Source organism: Exiguobacterium sp. SH4S7, from assembly GCF_004336795.1.
GTDB classification, from domain to species: domain Bacteria; phylum Bacillota; class Bacilli; order Exiguobacteriales; family Exiguobacteriaceae; genus Exiguobacterium; species Exiguobacterium aurantiacum_A.
On sequence record NZ_SJUT01000009.1, the window covers coordinates 51,021 to 69,890 of the forward strand.

The following is an 18,870-nucleotide window of genomic DNA, read 5'->3' on the forward strand; positions in this document are numbered from 1 at the left end:
CAGGAGGCTAACGACAATGGCAGAAATTCAATTGAATCACATTGATAAAATATACGACGGTGGTGACGGGAAAGCCGTCAGCGACTTCAACTTGCACATTAAAGACCGGGAGTTCATCGTTTTCGTCGGACCGTCTGGTTGCGGTAAATCGACAACACTTCGCATGATCGCAGGACTCGAAGAAATCTCGAGCGGCGACTTCATCATCGACGGCAAACGCATGAACGACGTGGCGCCGAAAGACCGCGACATCGCGATGGTCTTCCAAAACTATGCCCTCTACCCGCACATGAGCGTCTATGACAACATGGCATTCGGTTTGAAGCTTCGGAAGTTCCCGAAAGAAGAGATCGACCGTCGCGTCCAAGATGCGGCTCGCATCCTCGGACTTGAAGAATACCTCCAACGTAAACCGAAGGCACTCTCAGGTGGTCAGCGCCAACGTGTTGCCATCGGTCGTGCCATCGTCCGTGACGCAAAAGTGTTCTTGATGGATGAGCCGCTCTCAAACTTGGATGCAAAACTTCGCGTACAAATGCGTAAAGAGATCATCCAGTTGCACAACCGTCTCGATACGACGACGATCTACGTTACCCATGACCAAACGGAAGCGATGACACTCGCGACTCGTATCGTCATCATGAAAGACGGGATCATCCAACAAGTCGGTTCGCCGAAAGAAGTATACGACAACCCAGATAACATCTTCGTTGCCGGCTTCATCGGTTCGCCTTCGATGAACTTCTTCCGCGGAACACTCGCAGACGGCAAGTTCGTCGTGAACGGCGAAGAAATCAACGTGCCTGAAGGCAAGATGAAAGGTCTTCGCGACCGTGGTTACATCGGTAAAGAGCTTATCCTCGGGATTCGTCCAGAATCGATCCACGATGAGCCGATCTACATCGATTCTCCGACAACACACACATTCCAAACACACATCGATGTATCTGAACTCATGGGTGCCGAGTCTTACCTTTACGCCGAGCTCGGTGGACACCAGTTCACGGCCCGCATCGACGGCCGCTCAAACATCCGTATGGGTGACGACGTAGAACTCGCGCTCGATATGACGAAAGCACACTTCTTCGACTCTGAGACAGAGCTCGTCATCCGTTAATACAAAATCCCCTCGATTCTTGGAATCGAGGGGATTTTTCGTTTAGCGGGTCGCATAGCGACGTTCGAGCCGATGCTGCCCCGCTTGAATGAGTGTCGACAAGATCCAATAGATCGAGGCCGAGAACAAGAGGAGCGGCATGACCAAATAGGTCGTCGCTGCAATCTGGTCTGAGACGTACGTCAACTCCTGCACGGCGATGACCGACCCGAGCGACGTCGACTTGATGATATCAATCACCGAGTTCGACACCGGTGGGATGGCCCGTGATAACGCTTGTGGGAAGATAATGTCTTTAAAACGTTTCGCCCGCGGGATCCCGAGGGCGACACTCGCCTCGACTTGTCCGCTATCGACCGAATTGATGGCTGCCCGGAACGCCTCCGAGATATAAGCCGCAAAGTGCAGACCCAATCCGAAGATGAGCGCCTGCATCCCGCTCAGTTGGACGAACCCGGTCAACCCGACGTACAAGATGAGCAGTTGCAAGAGCAGCGGCGTGCCCCGGAAGAACGAGGTGTACGTCCGAGTGAACAACCGCAACACTTTGATTGGACTGCTGTAAAGTAACGCGATGATCAGACCGAGCACCAAGGCGAGGATAATCGACAGGATACTGGCGATCAACGTCAATTGTACGGCTTCGATATAGGCCGAACGGTTCTCGATGACGGTCGTGATCAGTTCATTCATTGACTGATGTCCTCACCGAAGTACTTATCACCGATTTCAGCCATCGTTCCGTCTTCTTTCATTTCAGCAAGCGCCTCGTTCAACTGATCGAGCACGTCGCTGTCTTGGCGTGTCATGTACCCCGCCTCGCTCTTGTTGAAGACGTCACCGACCGCTTTCACGTCGTAGCCTGTCTTCTCGAGCTCCGTCAAGATGAAGAGACGGTCGTTGAGTGCTGCGTCGAGACGTCCGACTTGAAGGTCTTGGAGCACTTGGTTCGCACCTTTATAAAACTTCACTTCTGCGCCAGCTTCTTCAGCCATCTGGGCGTAGACCGACCCTTGTGTCGAACCAACGACTTTGCCGTCAAGGTCGTCGATGCCTTGGATGTCTTCATTATCTGAAGCAACGATGACTTGTGCACCTGACACCGCGTACGTATCCGAGAACGCATACTTCTCTTCACGCTCCGGTGTGATACTCATCTGGTTCGCGATCATATCGATGCGTTCCGCGTCGAGTGCCGGGACGAGTCCTTTGAAGTCCATCGGCTCATACTCGACCGTATAGCCGGCACGCTCTGCCGCTTCGTTCAACACGTCGATGTCATACCCTGTGATTTCACCTTTATCTTTGTATGTGAATGGCGGGTATGTCGCTTCCGTCCCGACTGTGATGACTGTTTCTTCAGATCCACTGTCCGTCTCTGTACCGCAAGCTGCGAGCACCCCGAACGATGCGCCGATTGCGAGAACTGCCGTTAATGATTTTTTCATGTTATTTCCGCCTTCCTGATAATCCTTATATGATTACATGGTTTTGAGCAATATACTCATCATACTGACGAGGTTAAAAGAAGTCAAACAAAAACCACCGCTCCCAGTTGAGCGGTGGTACACTAGTCAGTCGATTGCTTTTGCTTGCTTCATAACGTCTCGTTCAATCGCTTCACGTTTCGCCGTCGTCATCTCGGCACTATCCGCGTGAACACTGAAATAGAACTTGATCTTTGGCTCTGTGCCAGACGGGCGAAGGCAGAACCACGACCCGTCCTCGAAGACGAATTTGAGCACGTTCGAAGATGGCAAGTCGATGTCCTCGGTCGTATTTTGACGAAGGTCGGTCGCGACTTGCAGCTTGTAATCCTCGAAGCGGACGACTTCGTAGCCGGCAACTTCTTGCGGCGGGTTGGCACGGAACGATTCCATCATCCGGCCGATCTGTTCAAGCCCGGCTTTCCCTTTCAACGTCATCGATTGAAGCGATTCCTCATAAAAGCCATACTTCTCATAAATCGCTTGGAGCGCGTCATACAACGTTCGTCCCTGCTGCTTATGGAAAGCTGCCATCTCGGCGCCGAGCACGCACGCCTGGACAGCGTCTTTATCACGGCAGAAGTCACCGATCAAATAGCCGTAGCTCTCTTCGTAGCCGAACAAGAACTCGTACTCGCCTGACTCCTCGTACTGTTTGATCTTCTCACCGATGAATTTAAAGCCGGTGAGCGTGTTCTCGAGATGCACGCCATACGCTTTGGCGATGGCCGCCCCAAGCTCGGACGTGACGATCGTTTTCGCGACGAATCCGTTCGCTGGCAGCGTGCCGGTCTCGACTTTTTGCGATAGGATGTAATCCATCAAGAGCGCTCCGGTCTGGTTCCCTGTCAAGACGAACCATTCCCCGTCGCGGTCACGCACGGTGAAGCCGACGCGGTCGGCGTCCGGATCGGTCGCCATGAGCAAATCAGCGCTGACACGGTCACCATATTCCATCGCCAGCTTGAACGCCGCCCGCTCTTCCGGGTTCGGAGAACTGACCGTCGGGAACGCGCCGTCTGGTTCGGCTTGTTCTTCGACGATCGTGACATGGTCAAACCCATACGCCTTGAGTCCTTCCATGACCGGTCGGCGACCCGTCCCGTGAAGGGGCGAGAAGACGATTTTGAGGGCGTCTGTTGGGACGTCCTTATGGATTCGAATCGATTGAAGAGCTTCCATGTAAGCCGCATCGACAGACGCATCGACGTTGACGAGTGTCCCGTCGGCGCGGAGCGTTGCTTCGTCTTGGACCGGGATGCTTAACTCGTCCTCGATCGCGTTGACGTAAGACACGAGCTCGTCCGCCTCGGCCGGCGGTAGTTGCCCGCCGTCGGCGCCATATACTTTGAAGCCGTTATACTCAGGCGGGTTATGACTCGCCGTGATGACGACTCCTCCAAACGCGCCTAGGTGTCTGACGGCGAATGACAGTTCTGGCGTTGCCCGTAAGCTCGGGAACAAGTAAGTCTTGATCCCGTTCGATGCAAACGTCCGTGCCGCCTCGAGCGCGAATTCAGGTGAGTAGTGACGTGGATCATGGGCGATGACGACTCCGTGCCGTTTCGCTTCCTCGCCTGACGCCGAAATAAAGTCGGCAAATCCTTGCGCCGCTTTACGAATCGTATAGACGTTCATTCGATTGGCACCTGGTCCGATCTCACCGCGCATACCACCCGTTCCGAATTCAAGCGTCTTATAAAACGCTTCTTCGAGTGTCGTCTCATTTTGTGCCATCTCGTCTAATTCGGTCCGAAGATAAGGTTCAAGTTCCTCATATTGATTCCAACGCTCATATGTTTGTTGCCATGCCATGGTCAATTCCCCTTTCGACGTTCAAATTCAATCGAAGTACTCGCCAATTTGTTCCATCTTGTATACGATGGGAGTAACGAAACTTCGAGGTGATACTATGTTTCCAACTATGCGTGCCCAAGAATTGAAACAAATCGTCCATACGGACTCAATCCGATTTATTGATTGCCGCTATTCATTGAACGACGCTTCATACGGAAAATACGTGTACCGTCAAGGACATCTCCCGAATGCCGTCCATCTCGACTTGATGGAAGACTTGTCAGGCCCTGTGTCCGTTCACGGCGGACGTCACCCGCTCCCGTCAAAAGAAGCGTGGACGGAGACGCTCCGACGCATCGGCATCCAAAAGGACGACTTGATCATTATTTACGACGACGGTTTCCCATACGCCGCACGTGCTTGGTGGTTATTCAAGTGGGCCGGCCATGAGCGCGTCATCGTGCTCGAAGGCGGAATCCAGGCCGGCATCACTTACTCTGGTGAGACAACGACCGAGGTTCCGACGTACCCTGCTTCGACATACGTCCCTGATTTCCACGACGATATGATCGCCACGATCGAAGACGTGCGCGCCGCAACGACAACAGGCGACCTGTATGACTCAAGGACGGCCGACCGTTACGACGGAAGCCACGAACCGATCGATAAAAAAGCCGGGCATATCCCGAACGCCCTGCTCTGCCCATACGTAGACGCCGTCACGGAGCTCGGGACGCTTCAAGACTTTCACGATTTGCGCGAACTTTACGCCAACGTGCTCGATGTCCCGAACCCGATCTTTTATTGCGGCAGCGGTGTCACCGCTTGCGTGAACATTTTGGCATTGCACGCGCTCGGTAAAGACGATGTCCGTCTCTATCCCGGTTCATACTCTGACTGGATCAGTTATCCAGAAAATAAGGTCCACCCATAACGGGTGGATTTTTTTATTTCACACTCGTCGGCTTGATGTTCCAAACCGCGTTCGCATATTCCGTGATTGTGCGGTCGCTCGAGAAAATACCAGACTTGGCCGTATTGACGATTGAACTTTCCGCCCAACGCGCCTTATCTGCGAACACTTCATCGACGCGTCGCTGTGCCTGCATGTAGGACATAAAGTCTTTCAAGACGAGGAAATCATCGTTATAGACGAGAAGCGAATCAAAGATCGCTTGGAACTGATATTCTCCGACTTTATCGAACGTCCCGTTGACGAGACCGTCGACGACGTTACGTACTTCGGTGTTGGCATGATAAATGTCGGCCGCATGATACCCGCCGAATTTTTTATAGTTCATGACTTCTTGCGGCGTCAATCCGAAAATGAAGATATGGTCATCACCGACCGCATCGCGAATCTCGATGTTCGCCCCGTCAAGCGTACCGATTGTGAGCGCTCCGTTCATCATGAACTTCATGTTTCCGGTTCCTGACGCCTCGTAGCTCGCCGTCGAAATCTGTTCACTAACATCCGAGCCCGGGAAGATTCGTTCTGCCATCGAGACGCGGTAGTTCTCAAGGAACACGATCTTGATGAACTGACTCGCCCGTTTGTCGTTGTTAATCATCGACGCGAGGGCATTGATGTAGCGAATGACTTCTTTCGCGTAATAATAACCTGGCGCCGCTTTCGCTCCGAAGATGAACGTCCGTGGAACCATCGTGAACGTCGGGTCTGTTTGAATCTTTTGATAGAGCGCGTGAATATGCATCGCGTTCATGAGCTGACGCTTATACGCATGCAGACGTTTGACTTGAACATCGAAAATCGAGTTCGGGTCGACACTGATTCCCGTCTCATCTTGAATGTAAGCCGCTAAGTCGAGTTTATTTTGTTGTTTCACTTCCATCACTTGCTCCTGGAAACTCGTATCTTTCGAGACGTCCATCAACTTCTCAAGATCGTTCGGGTGCTCGATCCATGACGGACCGATTGCGTCCGTGATCAAGTTCGACAGACGCGGATTTGATTTCAAGAGCCAACGGCGATGCGTGATGCCGTTCGTCTTGTTATTGAAACGAAGCGGGAACATTTCATACAAGTGGCGCATCTCGCGTTGTTTTAAAATATCTGTATGAATACGGGCGACCCCGTTCGTCGAATGTGATCCGACAACGGCAAGGTTTGCCATATTAATGTAATTGTTCGAGACGATCGCAATCTCACCCATATGCGGTTCAAGGTGTGGATAATTGACGAGCACGTCTTTACAGAACCGGGTATTAATCTCATTAATGATTTGATAGATTCGTGGTAATAGACGCTCGTACATCTCGACCGGCCACTTTTCAAGTGCCTCGGCGAGAAGTGTATGGTTTGTGAACGACATGACACTTTTCGTCACGCGCCACGCCTCATCCCAGCCATATCCGTGATCATCCATCAAAATCCGCATCAGTTCAGGGATTGCGACGACCGGGTGGGTATCGTTAATGTGGACAGCGTAGTAGTCGCCTAAATGTTTGAGTGATTTGTTGTGTCGCAAGTAAGACGCAATCATCGATTGGACACCCGCTGACACGAAGAAGTACTGTTGTTTCAAACGGAGCACTTTTCCTTCATACGTCGTGTCGTCCGGATAGAGGAACTCCGAGATCGTCGCAATCGACTGCTTGTGTTTCAACAAGTCTTTGTACGACCCTTTCGTGCGTTCCATATACTCTTCGTCATCAAATGGCGACTCCGCATTCCAAAGCCGGAGCGTGTTCACGACGTCGTTCTTGTAACCGATGACCGGCATATCGTATGGAACGGCGCGTACGACTTCGTCTGGATGATGAACGACACGGAGACGGTCTCCGATCTGCTTCATCTCGATCCAGCCCCCAAAATTCACGTCAACCGCACGATCGGCACGGCGCGTCTCCCACATATTCCCATTTCGGAGCCAGTTGTCCGGCAACTCGACTTGATAGCCGTCGACGATTTTTTGTTTGAACAAACCGTAACGATAGCGAATCCCGTTACCGTGACCGGGCAGACTGAGCGCGGCAAGCGAATCGAGGAAACAAGCGGCCAGACGGCCGAGACCGCCGTTACCGAGCCCTGGTTCCGGCTCGAACTCCGTGATTTCCGTGAAATCAAAACCGAGTTCTTCCAACCCTTCTTGGACAACTTCTAAAACGTCCATACTGAGTAAGTTGTTATAGAGGAAACGGCCTAACAAAAACTCGAGCGAGAAATAGATGACTTGCTTGCTCTGTTTGGCTTCTTGCTTGTCGCGTGTGTTGATCCATTTCGGAATCGCTTGTTCACGCACCATCGTTGCCAACGTTTGATACACTTCCTGCTCGGTCCCTTCATCGAACGATTTCCCGTTTAAGGCGACGAATCTTTCTTGAAACGAAGTGACGAAGCTCTGTTTATCTGTAAACATATATGTGTAAATCTCCTTCCAGTCATGCGAATAGGTGATATAACTCACGGTATTGCTTAGCGGATTGTTTCCAGCTGAAGTCCGAAGTCATCGCTTGATGGACGAGCGCATTCCAAGTGTTATCCTCGTAGAAGACACGAATTGATTTTTCAATCGTCGCGAGCATCTCGTGAGCGTTGTAGTTCAAGAAACCGAATCCAGTCCCTTCTTGCGTGTAATCATTGTAAGGTTTGACCGTGTCTCGAAGTCCGCCTGTCTCACGAACGATCGGAAGTGTTCCATAACGCATCGAGATCAATTGGCTAAGGCCGCACGGTTCGAATCGAGATGGCATCAAGAAGGCGTCTGATCCCGCATAAATCAAGTGGGCCAGTTCGATATCGAACCCAATGTACGACCCGATTTTCCCAGGGTGGGCTGCCGTCATCTCATGGACAATCGCCTCATATTCAGGTTGACCCGATCCAAGGAAGACGAACTGACAGTCCAAATTCCCCAACTCATGGTTCACCGCATGAATCAAATCGAGACCTTTTTGCTCGACGAGACGACTCACGAATCCGATCAACATGATATCATCACGCACTTCGAGACCGTACCGTTCTTGAAGCATGCGCTTGTTGGCAAGCTTCCCTTCTTTGACCGTGTCGAGATCATACGTTTGTGCGATTCGTTTGTCCGTGCTCGGGTCGTTCGTCGCCAAATCGAGACCGTTCAAGATGCCGCGGACGTCGACGGCACGGTGGCGTAGTGCCGCATCTAAACCTTCGCCATAGTAAGGTTCCATGATCTCATCGCGATAAGACGGACTCACCGTCGTGATTTGGTCGGAATGGACGATGCCGGCCTTCATGTAATTGACGAGACCGTTATGTTGGATGCCCTCTGCCGTGAAATGCTCGTGCCCAAACTGCAGCAGTTCACCGAGCACAGCTTCTGGGAAGATCCCTTGGTATTGCAGGTTATGGATAGTAAAGACCGTTCGAATCTTTTGGTACGCTTCGATGTGTTGATAATGGATTCGTAGAAACGCCGGAACGACACCCGTCTGCCAATCGTGGCAGTGCAACACGTCCGGCACTTCTTCAATCTGTCCGATCATCTCAAGGACGGCCCGGGAGAAAAAGGCGAATCGTTCTGCATCATCGTAATGACCGTAGAGCACGCCTTCGCGATTAAAATAGTACTCGTTATCGATAAAGTAATACGTGATCCCGTCGCGCTCTAACTTCAAGACGGCCCCGAACTGCTTACGCCAGCCGACCGGGACGATCAAATCGAATAAATATTCCATCTCATCGACATATTCTTGCGCAATCGAGCCGTACTTCGGCATTACGACACTGACATCTTCACCGAGGCTAGACACCGCTTGAGGGAGCGAGCCAATCACATCGGCAAGCCCCCCCGTTTTCATGAACGGTGCCGCTTCTGAAGCGACATACCATATTTTCATAATATCCTCCTTTAAACCGTTGTCCGTTTTCTGATGACGATCGGTTCATCGACCGTTCCACGAATGACCTGTCCACGTTTCACGACCACTTCTTTGTCTAAAATGGCGTTCTCGACGACAGCTCCTTCTTCGATGATCGACTTGGATAAAATGATTGAATTTTTGACGCGCGCATGTTCACTGATGACCACACCTCGGAACAAAATACTATTTTGAACTTCTCCACTGATTTTACATCCATTGGCGACTAGCGCTTCATTCACTTTCGACCCTTTCAAGTAGCGAGTCGGCGGCTCATGTTTGATCTTCGTGTAAATATGAGGGAAGTCGTAGATGATTCCTTCTTGGCGAAGTAAGCGCATACTTTCATTATAGTACGAAAGCACCGAATGAATCACCTGCATTTTACCCGTATAGTGATATCCATGAACGTGGAGACGGTGGAGCTGGGGAAGAATAACTCCATCTAACAAGTCATACTCCCCTTTTGACGTCGCTTCATCGACGAGGCGAAGGAATAAGTTTTTCGACATGACGATCGTTTCCGTGTATGCATGCTCATCGTCCGGGCTAAAGCCGCGCTCCCCGATTCCGACGACACGGTCGTTCTCCCCGAGTCGAATCGGACGACAGTAGCCACATTTTTGTTCATGCTCCGTGTAAGCGAGCGTGATGTCCGCCCCCATCGATTTATGATGTTCGAGCATGTTTTGATAATCGATCGTCGTCAACACGTTCGAGCCGGTAATGACAACGTAAGCTTGTTTACTGCGCACGAAGTGTTCCCGGTGCATCGAGAAGTTCGCTAAATCTCCGAGATAGGCTTCGCCATCCGGTTTAAGCGCCGGCGGGAAGATATGCAATCCGCCTTGTGAGCGGTCAAGATCCCACTCTTTGCCTGATCCTACATGGTCCATTAAAGAACGATACTTATCGAGTGTAAAAATCCCAACTTGATCGATACCTTGGGTAATCATATTCGTCAATGTAAAGTCGATGAGACGATAACGCCCTGAGAACGGGACAGCTGCTAAGTTGCGATGTCCCGTCAACTCCGGGAATAACCCCTCTTCGGTACCTAAGTTGATGATTCCTAACAAATCATTCGTCAACAATAACGCCTCCTTGCGTCGGTCTATTTTATAATCAAGCGCGTTGCTTGAAGACTGTTCCACTTTCGATATTTTCATGCGGCTCGATGACAACGATGTCACCCCCCGGCTCACCAACTGTCGCGCCATCTTCAATGACGGCACAGCTAGCGACAATGGCTCGGTGAATTGTAACGTCTTTCCCGATGCGGGCCCCTGGCATGATGACGGAGTCTTTCACGAGCGACCCTTCGCCGACACGTACGTCATAGAACAAGACCGAATGTTGGACTTCTCCTTCGATCCGGCAGCCTTCATTGATGACCGACTGCTCGACACAAGCATCTTTTCCGATGAATTGCGGCGTTTGGTTCGGGTTGACCGAGTAAATTTTAAAGTCTGGGTCATATAAATCGAACGGTGGATCTTCTTCGAGAAGGTCCATGTTCGCTTCCCATAGCGACTGGATCGTACCGACGTCTTTCCAGTAGCCTTTGAATTTATAGGCAAAGACGTTCAATCCGTCGAGGAGCGTGTTTGGAATGATGTTCTTCCCGAAGTCAAAGCTTGACGTCTCATCTTCCGCGTCTTGAATCAAGTGTTCGCGCAACACTTTCCAGTTGAAGATGTAGATTCCCATCGACGCCAAGTTGCTCTTCGGCTTCTCAGGTTTTTCATCGAATTCGTTAATACGCAAATCATCGCCCGTATTCAAGATCCCGAAACGCGGTGCTTCATCCCATGGGACGGCCATGACTGAAATCGTCACATCGGCTTGTTTTTCTTTGTGGAAATCGAGCATCTTCTCGTAATCCATTTTGTAAATGTGATCTCCCGATAAGATCAACACGTACTCCGGATCGTAGTCATCGATATAGCTCAAGTTCCGATAGATCGCATTCGCAGTACCTTCGTACCAGTTTTTCCCCGACTGAGCTTGGTATGGTGGCAGGATAGCTAATCCGCCATTGCGGCGATCTAAATCCCAGGCAGACCCGATGCCGAGGTAACGGTTTAATTCTAACGGCTCATATTGTGTCAACACACCGACTGTCGTGATTCCCGAATTCGTACAGTTCGATAGTGGGAAATCGATGATCCGGTACTTCCCTCCAAAGTTGACGGCAGGCTTTGCCGTCTTCCTTGTGAGAGGCCCAAGTCTCTTGCCTTCCCCGCCAGCGAGGAGCATCGCAACCATTTCTTGCTTCATAGTACTGCCTCCTAAATTCATAATATAAACCTCTAATACCCTTTTTCGCTGTTTCCTAATGTATTCCTGCTTAAATTATTATATGATAGCGTTTACATTTTGAATTTTATCGAAAGATTGACGATATAATGAATAGAGAAAGAGGTGAGACGATGAGAGCATGGCTCGGGGTTGTGTTTATTGCTGGATTGGTTGCCGTTGGCTTCACAGTCAGCGGAGCTTTAAAAGAAGAGATTGACCAAGCGAAAACGATTGTCGCGTGGGGTGAAGAGGCCGTCAGCTCCGCTCCGCTCTCATCGAAACATGCTGTCATGCTGACTTATAAAGGAGGGACGGAACAGTTGTACTTGAACGGTCGCCGCAACGATGTCTCCGTCGATGGGCTTCCGAATCACATCCGTGAAGCAATCATCGTCATTGAGGACCGGAAGTTCAACGCCCATCCCGGCTATGACCTCGGAGGGATTGCCCGAGCGTTCATCAATAACGCGAACGAATCGTCGGTCCAAGGCGGGAGCACGATTACCCAACAACTGGCCCGGAATGAATATTTAACGCACGAACGGACGTATGAGCGCAAAGTAAAGGAATTAATGATCGCGCGAGCGCTCGAAAAAAATTATAGTAAAAAAGAAATTATGACCGCCTACAGCAACGTCATTTTCTTCGGTCATAACATCTATGGTATCCAGTCGGCGGCCGATACGTACTTCTCCCGTCCGCTCAACGATTTGAACTGGAACCAGATCGCTTACTTGTTGACCGTGCCGAACAATCCGTCCCTTTACGACCCGCTTGACCCGTCGGCTGCCTTTTACGAGCGTAAAGATCGCATCCTCACGCAATTGAGAGATGCGGGCGTCCTATCAAAGCAAGCATATGATGCGTTTCACGGCGTCAAACTCAAGGCCTCTTATCGCAGCCACAAAGTCCGCTATCCAGACTATATGGACACGGTCATGAAAGACGCGGTCCGCCTCGTCCGTACACGTTATGACCTCGATGAAGAGGCGGCCAAAAACTACTTGGCGAGCAATAAAGCGACAGTCGAAACGTATTTGTCCGTCGAACGTCAAAACCAAGCGAAACAAGTGATGAGCCGCTTACCGAACGGCTTGAACGGCGGCTATGCCGAATTGACGCCGAACGGGCGCATCGTCGCCCTCGTCGATTCTGAGATGAAGCAGAGTGGTGAATTCAACCGGGCCACCCAAGCGTACCGGCAGCCGGGCTCGGCTATAAAACCTGTCCTTGTGTTTGCGCCTTACATCGAAGAGACCGGAGCGAAGCTCGATACGGTGCTTGACGGACGACCTGTCTGTTACGGGACGTATTGCCCGACGAACAGTGGCAACCGTGTCCTGGGCGACGTCACGCTCCAAGATACGGTCGCTTACTCGTATAACACCCCGGCACTCGCCGCATTCACGGCGATCGACCAAGAGCGAGCGTACGAGACGGCCGACATGATGTTCAGTCAGTGGGATCCCGACAAAGACAGCAATCTCGCGAGCGCGCTCGGCGGTCTGACACAAGGAGTATCTCCGAAGGAACTCGCTGCCGCGTATACGCCTTTTCTCAATAAAGGTGTGTACGTATCTGGTCAGACGATTAAAGAAATCCGCTTTGCTTCGGGTGCCCCGACAATCAGCCCGGGCATGATGAAACAAGCCGTCTGGTCGGACGAGACGGCCTCGGCGATGCAAGAAGCGTTATCTGCCGTCACAACGTACGGAACGGGACGTTACGCCGGCCAGATCAAGCGCCCTTACGTCGGAGGCAAGACCGGCACGACCAACTCGCATAAGGACATGTGGTATGTCGGCTTGACCGATCAAACGATCACGGCGATCTGGCTCGGTGCCGACACGCCGCGTCCGTTCCCGGAGCTTGCCAACCGGGCGTACCCGGCCATCATTTGGACAGAAGCGCACCGTTAAAAAACAACAAGGCTAGAGGACGCATCCTCTAGCCTTGTTTCGTCTGTCTGTATATTTTGACGGTAAATGCGCTCCAAGCTACGCGTAGTTCGGTTTCGTCAATCACTTTCCACGGATTAAACATCGTCTGGCCGTTCTTGTTGAAGAACAGCTCATCGTCTATACGATACGTCGCGTGCTGCAAACGTCCGGCGTCATCCCAAAAAGTGAGAACGTCCCCTGCCTCAGCTGCCGCATCGACTTGAGTATAAGACGCATGAGCCAGTGTCTGTAGAAACGTCTTCGGATGGACCCATTGCGTGATCAACCAGTCTTCCCCCGTCACAGCAAACAGTGTTGCCGCTAAGCAGTTGCTCCCCGCCACCGTCGAGAACATGTTGGCGTATCTCTTCAAATGACTTGGTGCTTCAAGTGGTAAATCATGTGCGTCCCATACATCCCATTCTTTCGCGTAGTTCAGCACTAGCTGACGGCGCTCGAAGTTCGTCATCAGCGCCCATACTTTTTGTTGCAAGACGAGGTATCTCGCCCCGTCCACGTTGATGATATAAGGCATCCACTCTCGTCTGGATTCGTCGTCCGTTAACCGAAAGACAAGACCTCGGCCGACCGTGGCCTGAAATGTGAGCACATCGCTTCTTAACGCGTCCGGTAACGATGCTATCCACCCGCTAGGCGCATGGACGACGTGCGTCGCGACCGGATTGACCGTCCAGTATGTATAGCTGTTGGCGACGCTAATATCCCGATATGTCGGATGCTGACTGAACTCTTCTCTTGGTATGAGCAACATGCCTGGAGAATGGTCGAGCCGCGATAGTAGCCGTTCATCGATAAAGTACAAATCATGAGCAGGCATAAACGACTTGATCCATTCGCTGATCACAGCTTCTGAAGGGGCTAGTTTTATGTGAGGGCCGTTCATAAGATGATATCCCCGACCGAGTTAAACAGCCTGAGGAGCGCCCAGACAAGCCCACTTAAAAGAATCGCCCACATCATCGCTTGAATCAACAAGAGCCCGATTGCACGAAGTGTCGACATCAACTGACTGACTTGCCAAATATAGTAGAATAAATAGACGACAAACGTGCCAAGCAAGACCGCAACCGCTGCCGGCAGTGAAGTCAAAAACAAAAAACTGACACCTGAACCGACCAAAAAAATCGTTGCTCCTGGCTTTAAGCGATGGAGCGAGCTCCCGTTCGTCTCACGCGCAAAAAATGCGAAACCGAGTTGGTTGAACGTATCGGCGACGAGTTTAAAGGCGCTAAACAGCATGAAGTATATCGTGAAGAACATGACGAGCACGAGGATCTTCGTCTCTTGAACAGACAACAGCGCGATGATTTCACTATACACCCCGACACGCGTCAGCCATTGAATGGCGTATTCAGACGTGGCGATAGCGAGTGACATCGAAAAAAGAATGATCCCAATCAACGGGGCGTAGCTTAACAAGTACACATTTGTTTTCATATAGGCTCTCATTTCACAAGAATTTCTCATATTCAGTGCAAATCTATTATCAAGTATATTATAATATTCGTAGTCACGGAGAACAAAAGGGGGATTTTTAAATGGGTTTATTACTAATGGTCGGAATCAGCGTCGTCTTCCTTGCGGCAATCTTAACAGCAGGATACAACAGAAAACCTGAAGGTAATCAATAAGAGCCGCGATTCTCACGAATCGGGCTCTTTTTTCTTACTTTAATCCCGCATAGCTTTGCTGGCGCAGTGCCTCATAGACGATGATGGCTGCCGTGTTCGAGACGTTGAGCGAACGGACGAGGTTTGACTGGGGCAAGCGGATGCAGCGGTCAAGGTTGTCCTCGATCACTTCCATCGGCAAACCTTTCGTCTCACGTCCGAAGACGAAGAAATAGTCCTTCTCGACGTCAGACACGTCAAGGTCACTCGGATACTGTTCGCCGTACTTTGTAATATAGAAAAATTCGCCGTCCGGATGTTGTGCCCATAGTTCGTCAAGCGAGTCATGGTAACGGACGTCGACGAACTGCCAATAGTCGAGGCCGGCCCGTTTTAACATCTTGTCATCCGTCGAGAAGCCGAGCGGACGAATCAGATGGAGCACCGAGTTCGTTGCCGCACACGTCCGCGAGACGTTGCCCGTATTTGCCGGGATTTCCGGTTGAAACATTACTACATGGTTAGCCATAATCTATTCCTCACTTCACTTGTTCGATATCGAGTAATCGTTGTTTTTGATCGAGCCCGCCCGCAAAACCCGTGAGCTGTCCGCTGCTGCCGACGACACGATGGCACGGGAAGATGACAGGCAGCGGATTACGGTTCAACGCCTGGCCGACGGCACGCACTGCTTTCGGACGTCCAATCTGTTCCGCGATTTGTTTATACGTCCGCGTCTCACCAGACGGGATCGTCAACAACGCATCCCACACTTCTTGTTGGAAAACCGTCCCGTTCATATCAATCCACACGCGGTCAATTTCTTGGAGCCCTTCCCGTTCGACCCGTTCGATCATGTCGACGAGCCACACCGGTGCGCTCCCATCTGCCTGTTCTGTTTCCGCAAAATCTAACGCGATTAATTTCCCCTGCTCATTTAATTCGTATGATAACGTTCCCCATTTAGATGACACGGTCTTCACGTTCCCACTCCTCTCGGAATATACGAATCTCTTCTTTAACTAGTTCTGATTGCTCTACGCGTTCAATCTCTTGATAGATTGCTTCGGCGTCAGTACCGAGAATCGCGCCGATCGCCCAAACAGCCGTCGCCCGCATGTCTTCACGCTCATCGGTTTGAATGAATGTTTCGAGCACCGAGACGGCTGACGGTTCACGGTAATGTGCGAGCGCTAAGATCGCGTTACGTTGAATCGGCTTCTTGCCGCGCCACGAACCGGACAAATGACCAAACTTCGCCTTGAACTCGCGGTTACTCAAGCTGAGCAACGGTTCGAGCAGCGGTTTGACGACTTCTGCCTCCGGCAACAGCTCTTCATGATGGCGCCAATCTTTCTTACGGTTATATGGACAGACTTGTTGGCACGTATCACAGCCGTAAAGGCGTCCGCCAAGCTGCGAGCGGAACTCTCGCGGCATGAGCGTCTTCATCTGGGTCAAGTAAGCGATGCAGCGCTTGGCGTCAAGCACACCCGGTTCAACGAGCGCTGTCGTCGGACAGGCGGTCATGCATTTATCACAGTCCCCGCACCCGTCCTCGATTGCTGTATCGGGCGGCAGATACGTGTCTAAAATCATCTCCCCCAAGTACAGGTAAGATCCCTTCTCCGGCGAAATGATCGAACAATTTTTCCCACTAAATCCGATTCCGGCCCGTTCGGCCACAGCCCGATCGACAAGTTCACCCGTGTCGACCATCGAGCGCGTTTTGACGCCGGGAACGAGTTCTTCGATATACGCTTGAAGCTGTTCAAGCCGTGAGCCGACGGCGCGATGATAGTCAAGCCCCCACGAGGCACGCGCGAACAGCCCACGCCGTTCGCCCGCCACGCTCCGGGGCGCATCTTTCAATTTGCTCGGGTAGGCGACCGCAATCGCAATGATTGACTGGGCGTCCTCTAACAATAGTTCAGGCGTCGTCCGCTTATCAAGGTCGGGTTCTTCAAATCCTGAAGCGAAGCCTTTCTCTTGTTGTTTGATGAGCCGTTGTTTCATGACGATGAACGGATCGGCCGTCGTCACTTTCAACTCATCGATCCCGATTGACGCAGCGTACTCGACAATCTGTTGTTTTAGTATCTCAGGAGTCATCCCATTCATCACCTCACTCTTCTTATTTTCGCATACAAAAAATCTCCCCGCCACTAAGGGCAGAGAGATATGAAGCGGGTGAAGAGAATCGAACTCTCGTCATCAGCTTGGAAGGCTGAGGTTTTACCATTAAACTACACCCGCAGAGAGTACCGGTGGTCGGAGTCGAACCGACACTCCAGAGGAACACGATTTTGAGTCGTGCGCGTCTACCAATTCCGCCACACCGGCATATTATGTTGGAGGCGCCAGTCGGAATCGAACCGACGATAGAGGAGTTGCAGTCCTCTGCCTTACCACTTGGCTATGGCGCCAAAGAGATTAAATGGAGCGGAAGACGGGATTCGAACCCGCGACCCCGACCTTGGCAAGGTCGTATTCTACCACTGAACTACTTCCGCAAAATGGCTGGGCTGGAAGGGATCGAACCTACGCATGTCGGAATCAAAATCCGATGCCTTACCACTTGGCTACAGCCCAACAAAATGGGGCGACTGAAGGGAATTGAACCCTCGAATGCCGGAATCACAATCCGGTGCGTTAACCACTTCGCCACAATCGCCATAATAAACAGGGGCAGCAGGAATCGAACCCGCGCTGACGGTTTTGGAGACCGTAGTTCTACCGCTAAACTATGCCCCTAAGTGGTGGGGGGGGGCGGATTCGAACCGCCGAACCCTAGGGAGCGGATTTACAGTCCGCCGCGTTTAGCCACTTCGCTACCCCCCCACATGGTGGCTTTGGACGGAATCGAACCGCCGACACAAGGATTTTCAGTCCTTTGCTCTACCAACTGAGCTACAAAGCCATGTATGTAGTAATTTAGTTAAATAAAAAAATGGCGGTCCTGACGGGATTCGAACCCGCGATCTCCTGCGTGACAGGCAGGCATGTTAACCGCTACACCACAGGACCACACAATTGCGGGGGCTGGATTTGAACCAACGACCTTTGGGTTATGAGCCCAACGAGCTACCAGACTGCTCCACCCCGCGACGATATAAAATTTAAATGGTGACCCGTACGGGAATCGAACCCGTGTTACCGCCGTGAAAGGGCGGTGTCTTAACCGCTTGACCAACGGGCCATAATTAGTATGGATAAACTGGCGGAGAGCAAGGGATTCGAACCCTTGAGACGGTTGTGCCGCCTACACGAATTCCAATCGTGCTCCTTCGGCCACTCGGACAGCTCTCCAAAAAAGAGAAAAAGTGGCTCCGCAAGTAGGATTTGAACCTACGACCTACCGGTTAACAGCCGGTTGCTCTACCACTGAGCTATTGCGGAACGATCTTGCCTGGCAACGTCCTATCCTCACAGGGGGAGACCCCCAACTACTTTCGGCGCTGAAGCGCTTAACTTCCGTGTTCGGCATGGGAACGGGTGTGGCCGCTTCGCTATCGCCACCAGACAAGTATTATATTAACATCATTTAACAGTGACGTCAATATGTTTTTAAGAGATTGAACTCTCAAAACTGAAGACTCATCAATACAAACCATTTCTAGATCAAAGCCTCGACCGATTAGTATCATTCAGCTCCACACGTCGCCGTGCTTCCACCCATGACCTATCTACCTCATCGTCTCTGAGGGGTCTTTCTTGATTGCTCAAAGGGAAATCTCATC

The 18,870-nt window shown here is 51.4% G+C and carries 15 protein-coding genes, 14 tRNA genes and 2 rRNA genes; 3 read left to right on the plus strand and 28 right to left on the minus strand.

The annotated features are described in order from the left end of the window. Window positions 1-16 precede the first annotated feature (16 nt). Complete coding sequence (locus EVJ29_RS13655; RefSeq protein WP_070327880.1) at window positions 17-1,117, plus strand: ABC transporter ATP-binding protein; 1,101 nt, start codon at window positions 17-19, stop codon at window positions 1,115-1,117. 42 nt (window positions 1,118-1,159) lie between these two features. Here the strand turns inward: EVJ29_RS13655 and EVJ29_RS13660 are convergent, their stop codons facing one another. From EVJ29_RS13660 to EVJ29_RS13670, 3 genes are all read right to left on the minus strand, one after another. Continuing rightward, window positions 1,160-1,810, minus strand: coding sequence for an amino acid ABC transporter permease (locus tag EVJ29_RS13660; protein WP_131466193.1), 651 nt, complete (start codon window positions 1,808-1,810; stop codon window positions 1,160-1,162). Continuing rightward, window positions 1,807-2,565, minus strand: a complete 759-nt coding sequence (locus EVJ29_RS13665; protein ID WP_071399206.1) for a transporter substrate-binding domain-containing protein — start codon at window positions 2,563-2,565, stop codon at window positions 1,807-1,809. The genes EVJ29_RS13660 and EVJ29_RS13665 overlap by 4 nt, the downstream gene beginning before the upstream one ends. 126 nt (window positions 2,566-2,691) lie before the next feature. After that, window positions 2,692-4,419: a phospho-sugar mutase gene (locus EVJ29_RS13670; protein ID WP_131466195.1), complete on the minus strand. Its 1,728-nt coding sequence runs from the start codon at window positions 4,417-4,419 to the stop codon at window positions 2,692-2,694. Window positions 4,420-4,516: 97 nt separating this feature from the next. Between EVJ29_RS13670 and EVJ29_RS13675 the strand changes: the two genes are divergently transcribed. Then, window positions 4,517-5,335: a sulfurtransferase gene (locus EVJ29_RS13675; protein WP_236633552.1), complete on the plus strand. Its 819-nt coding sequence runs from the start codon at window positions 4,517-4,519 to the stop codon at window positions 5,333-5,335. A 13-nt stretch (window positions 5,336-5,348) separates the two neighbouring features. On the opposite strand, the gene EVJ29_RS13680 is transcribed toward EVJ29_RS13675, so the two are convergent. The 4 genes from EVJ29_RS13680 to EVJ29_RS13695 are packed head-to-tail and all read right to left on the minus strand — an operon-like array spanning window position 5,349 to window position 11,538. Continuing rightward, on the minus strand, window positions 5,349-7,781 hold the full coding sequence (locus tag EVJ29_RS13680) for a glycogen/starch/alpha-glucan phosphorylase (protein ID WP_131466197.1): 2,433 nt from the start codon (window positions 7,779-7,781) through the stop codon (window positions 5,349-5,351). Window positions 7,782-7,803: 22 nt separating this feature from the next. After that, window positions 7,804-9,237 (minus strand): glycogen synthase GlgA, encoded by a 1,434-nt coding sequence (gene glgA / locus EVJ29_RS13685; protein ID WP_131505297.1) that lies wholly within the window; start codon window positions 9,235-9,237, stop codon window positions 7,804-7,806. A gap of 11 nt (window positions 9,238-9,248) precedes the next feature. Further along, window positions 9,249-10,349, minus strand: a complete 1,101-nt coding sequence (gene glgD, locus EVJ29_RS13690) for a glucose-1-phosphate adenylyltransferase subunit GlgD (protein WP_131441613.1) — start codon at window positions 10,347-10,349, stop codon at window positions 9,249-9,251. A gap of 34 nt (window positions 10,350-10,383) precedes the next feature. Next, window positions 10,384-11,538 (minus strand): glucose-1-phosphate adenylyltransferase, encoded by a 1,155-nt coding sequence (locus EVJ29_RS13695; RefSeq protein WP_131466201.1) that lies wholly within the window; start codon window positions 11,536-11,538, stop codon window positions 10,384-10,386. Between the two features lie 152 nt (window positions 11,539-11,690). Here EVJ29_RS13695 and EVJ29_RS13700 point away from each other — a divergent pair, with 152 nt between their 5' ends. Continuing rightward, complete coding sequence (locus tag EVJ29_RS13700) at window positions 11,691-13,478, plus strand: transglycosylase domain-containing protein (RefSeq protein ID WP_236633553.1); 1,788 nt, start codon at window positions 11,691-11,693, stop codon at window positions 13,476-13,478. 28 nt (window positions 13,479-13,506) lie between these two features. On the opposite strand, the gene EVJ29_RS13705 is transcribed toward EVJ29_RS13700, so the two are convergent. The 21 genes from EVJ29_RS13705 to EVJ29_RS13805 all read right to left on the minus strand — a co-directional run. Then, complete coding sequence (locus EVJ29_RS13705) at window positions 13,507-14,337, minus strand: hypothetical protein (RefSeq protein ID WP_236633554.1); 831 nt, start codon at window positions 14,335-14,337, stop codon at window positions 13,507-13,509. Window positions 14,338-14,399: 62 nt separating this feature from the next. Next, window positions 14,400-14,957, minus strand: coding sequence for a DUF5366 family protein (locus tag EVJ29_RS13710; protein ID WP_070327890.1), 558 nt, complete (start codon window positions 14,955-14,957; stop codon window positions 14,400-14,402). Window positions 14,958-15,185: 228 nt separating this feature from the next. Next, window positions 15,186-15,659 (minus strand): tRNA (uridine(34)/cytosine(34)/5-carboxymethylaminomethyluridine(34)-2'-O)-methyltransferase TrmL, encoded by a 474-nt coding sequence (gene trmL, locus EVJ29_RS13715; protein WP_070327891.1) that lies wholly within the window; start codon window positions 15,657-15,659, stop codon window positions 15,186-15,188. Window positions 15,660-15,669: 10 nt separating this feature from the next. Further along, window positions 15,670-16,104, minus strand: a complete 435-nt coding sequence (locus tag EVJ29_RS13720) for a methylated-DNA--[protein]-cysteine S-methyltransferase (protein WP_070327983.1) — start codon at window positions 16,102-16,104, stop codon at window positions 15,670-15,672. After that, complete coding sequence (gene queG, locus EVJ29_RS13725; RefSeq protein WP_131505299.1) at window positions 16,094-17,242, minus strand: tRNA epoxyqueuosine(34) reductase QueG; 1,149 nt, start codon at window positions 17,240-17,242, stop codon at window positions 16,094-16,096. Before queG ends, EVJ29_RS13720 begins: the two co-directional genes overlap by 11 nt. A gap of 73 nt (window positions 17,243-17,315) precedes the next feature. Next, a tRNA-Gly gene (locus EVJ29_RS13730) sits at window positions 17,316-17,386 on the minus strand. A gap of 6 nt (window positions 17,387-17,392) precedes the next feature. Further along, window positions 17,393-17,473: transfer RNA gene (locus EVJ29_RS13735), tRNA-Leu, on the minus strand. Window positions 17,474-17,482: 9 nt separating this feature from the next. Next, window positions 17,483-17,556 (minus strand) — tRNA-Cys (locus tag EVJ29_RS13740). A gap of 12 nt (window positions 17,557-17,568) precedes the next feature. Beyond that, window positions 17,569-17,643: transfer RNA gene (locus EVJ29_RS13745), tRNA-Gly, on the minus strand. A 4-nt stretch (window positions 17,644-17,647) separates the two neighbouring features. Next, window positions 17,648-17,722, minus strand: a tRNA-Gln gene (locus tag EVJ29_RS13750). Window positions 17,723-17,728: 6 nt separating this feature from the next. Beyond that, window positions 17,729-17,804: transfer RNA gene (locus EVJ29_RS13755), tRNA-His, on the minus strand. Window positions 17,805-17,813: 9 nt separating this feature from the next. Continuing rightward, window positions 17,814-17,884: transfer RNA gene (locus EVJ29_RS13760), tRNA-Trp, on the minus strand. 3 nt (window positions 17,885-17,887) lie between these two features. Next, window positions 17,888-17,971, minus strand: a tRNA-Tyr gene (locus EVJ29_RS13765). Between the two features lie 3 nt (window positions 17,972-17,974). Further along, window positions 17,975-18,050 (minus strand) — tRNA-Phe (locus EVJ29_RS13770). A 31-nt stretch (window positions 18,051-18,081) separates the two neighbouring features. Further along, window positions 18,082-18,157: transfer RNA gene (locus tag EVJ29_RS13775), tRNA-Asp, on the minus strand. A 6-nt stretch (window positions 18,158-18,163) separates the two neighbouring features. Continuing rightward, window positions 18,164-18,237: transfer RNA gene (locus EVJ29_RS13780), tRNA-Met, on the minus strand. Between the two features lie 17 nt (window positions 18,238-18,254). Continuing rightward, window positions 18,255-18,329 (minus strand) — tRNA-Glu (locus tag EVJ29_RS13785). Between the two features lie 19 nt (window positions 18,330-18,348). Beyond that, window positions 18,349-18,439: transfer RNA gene (locus EVJ29_RS13790), tRNA-Ser, on the minus strand. A gap of 15 nt (window positions 18,440-18,454) precedes the next feature. Beyond that, window positions 18,455-18,529 (minus strand) — tRNA-Asn (locus tag EVJ29_RS13795). A gap of 8 nt (window positions 18,530-18,537) precedes the next feature. Next, window positions 18,538-18,653, minus strand: a 5S ribosomal RNA gene (gene rrf / locus EVJ29_RS13800). 94 nt (window positions 18,654-18,747) lie between these two features. Then, window positions 18,748-18,870 (minus strand): 23S ribosomal RNA (locus tag EVJ29_RS13805); the annotation flags it as partial.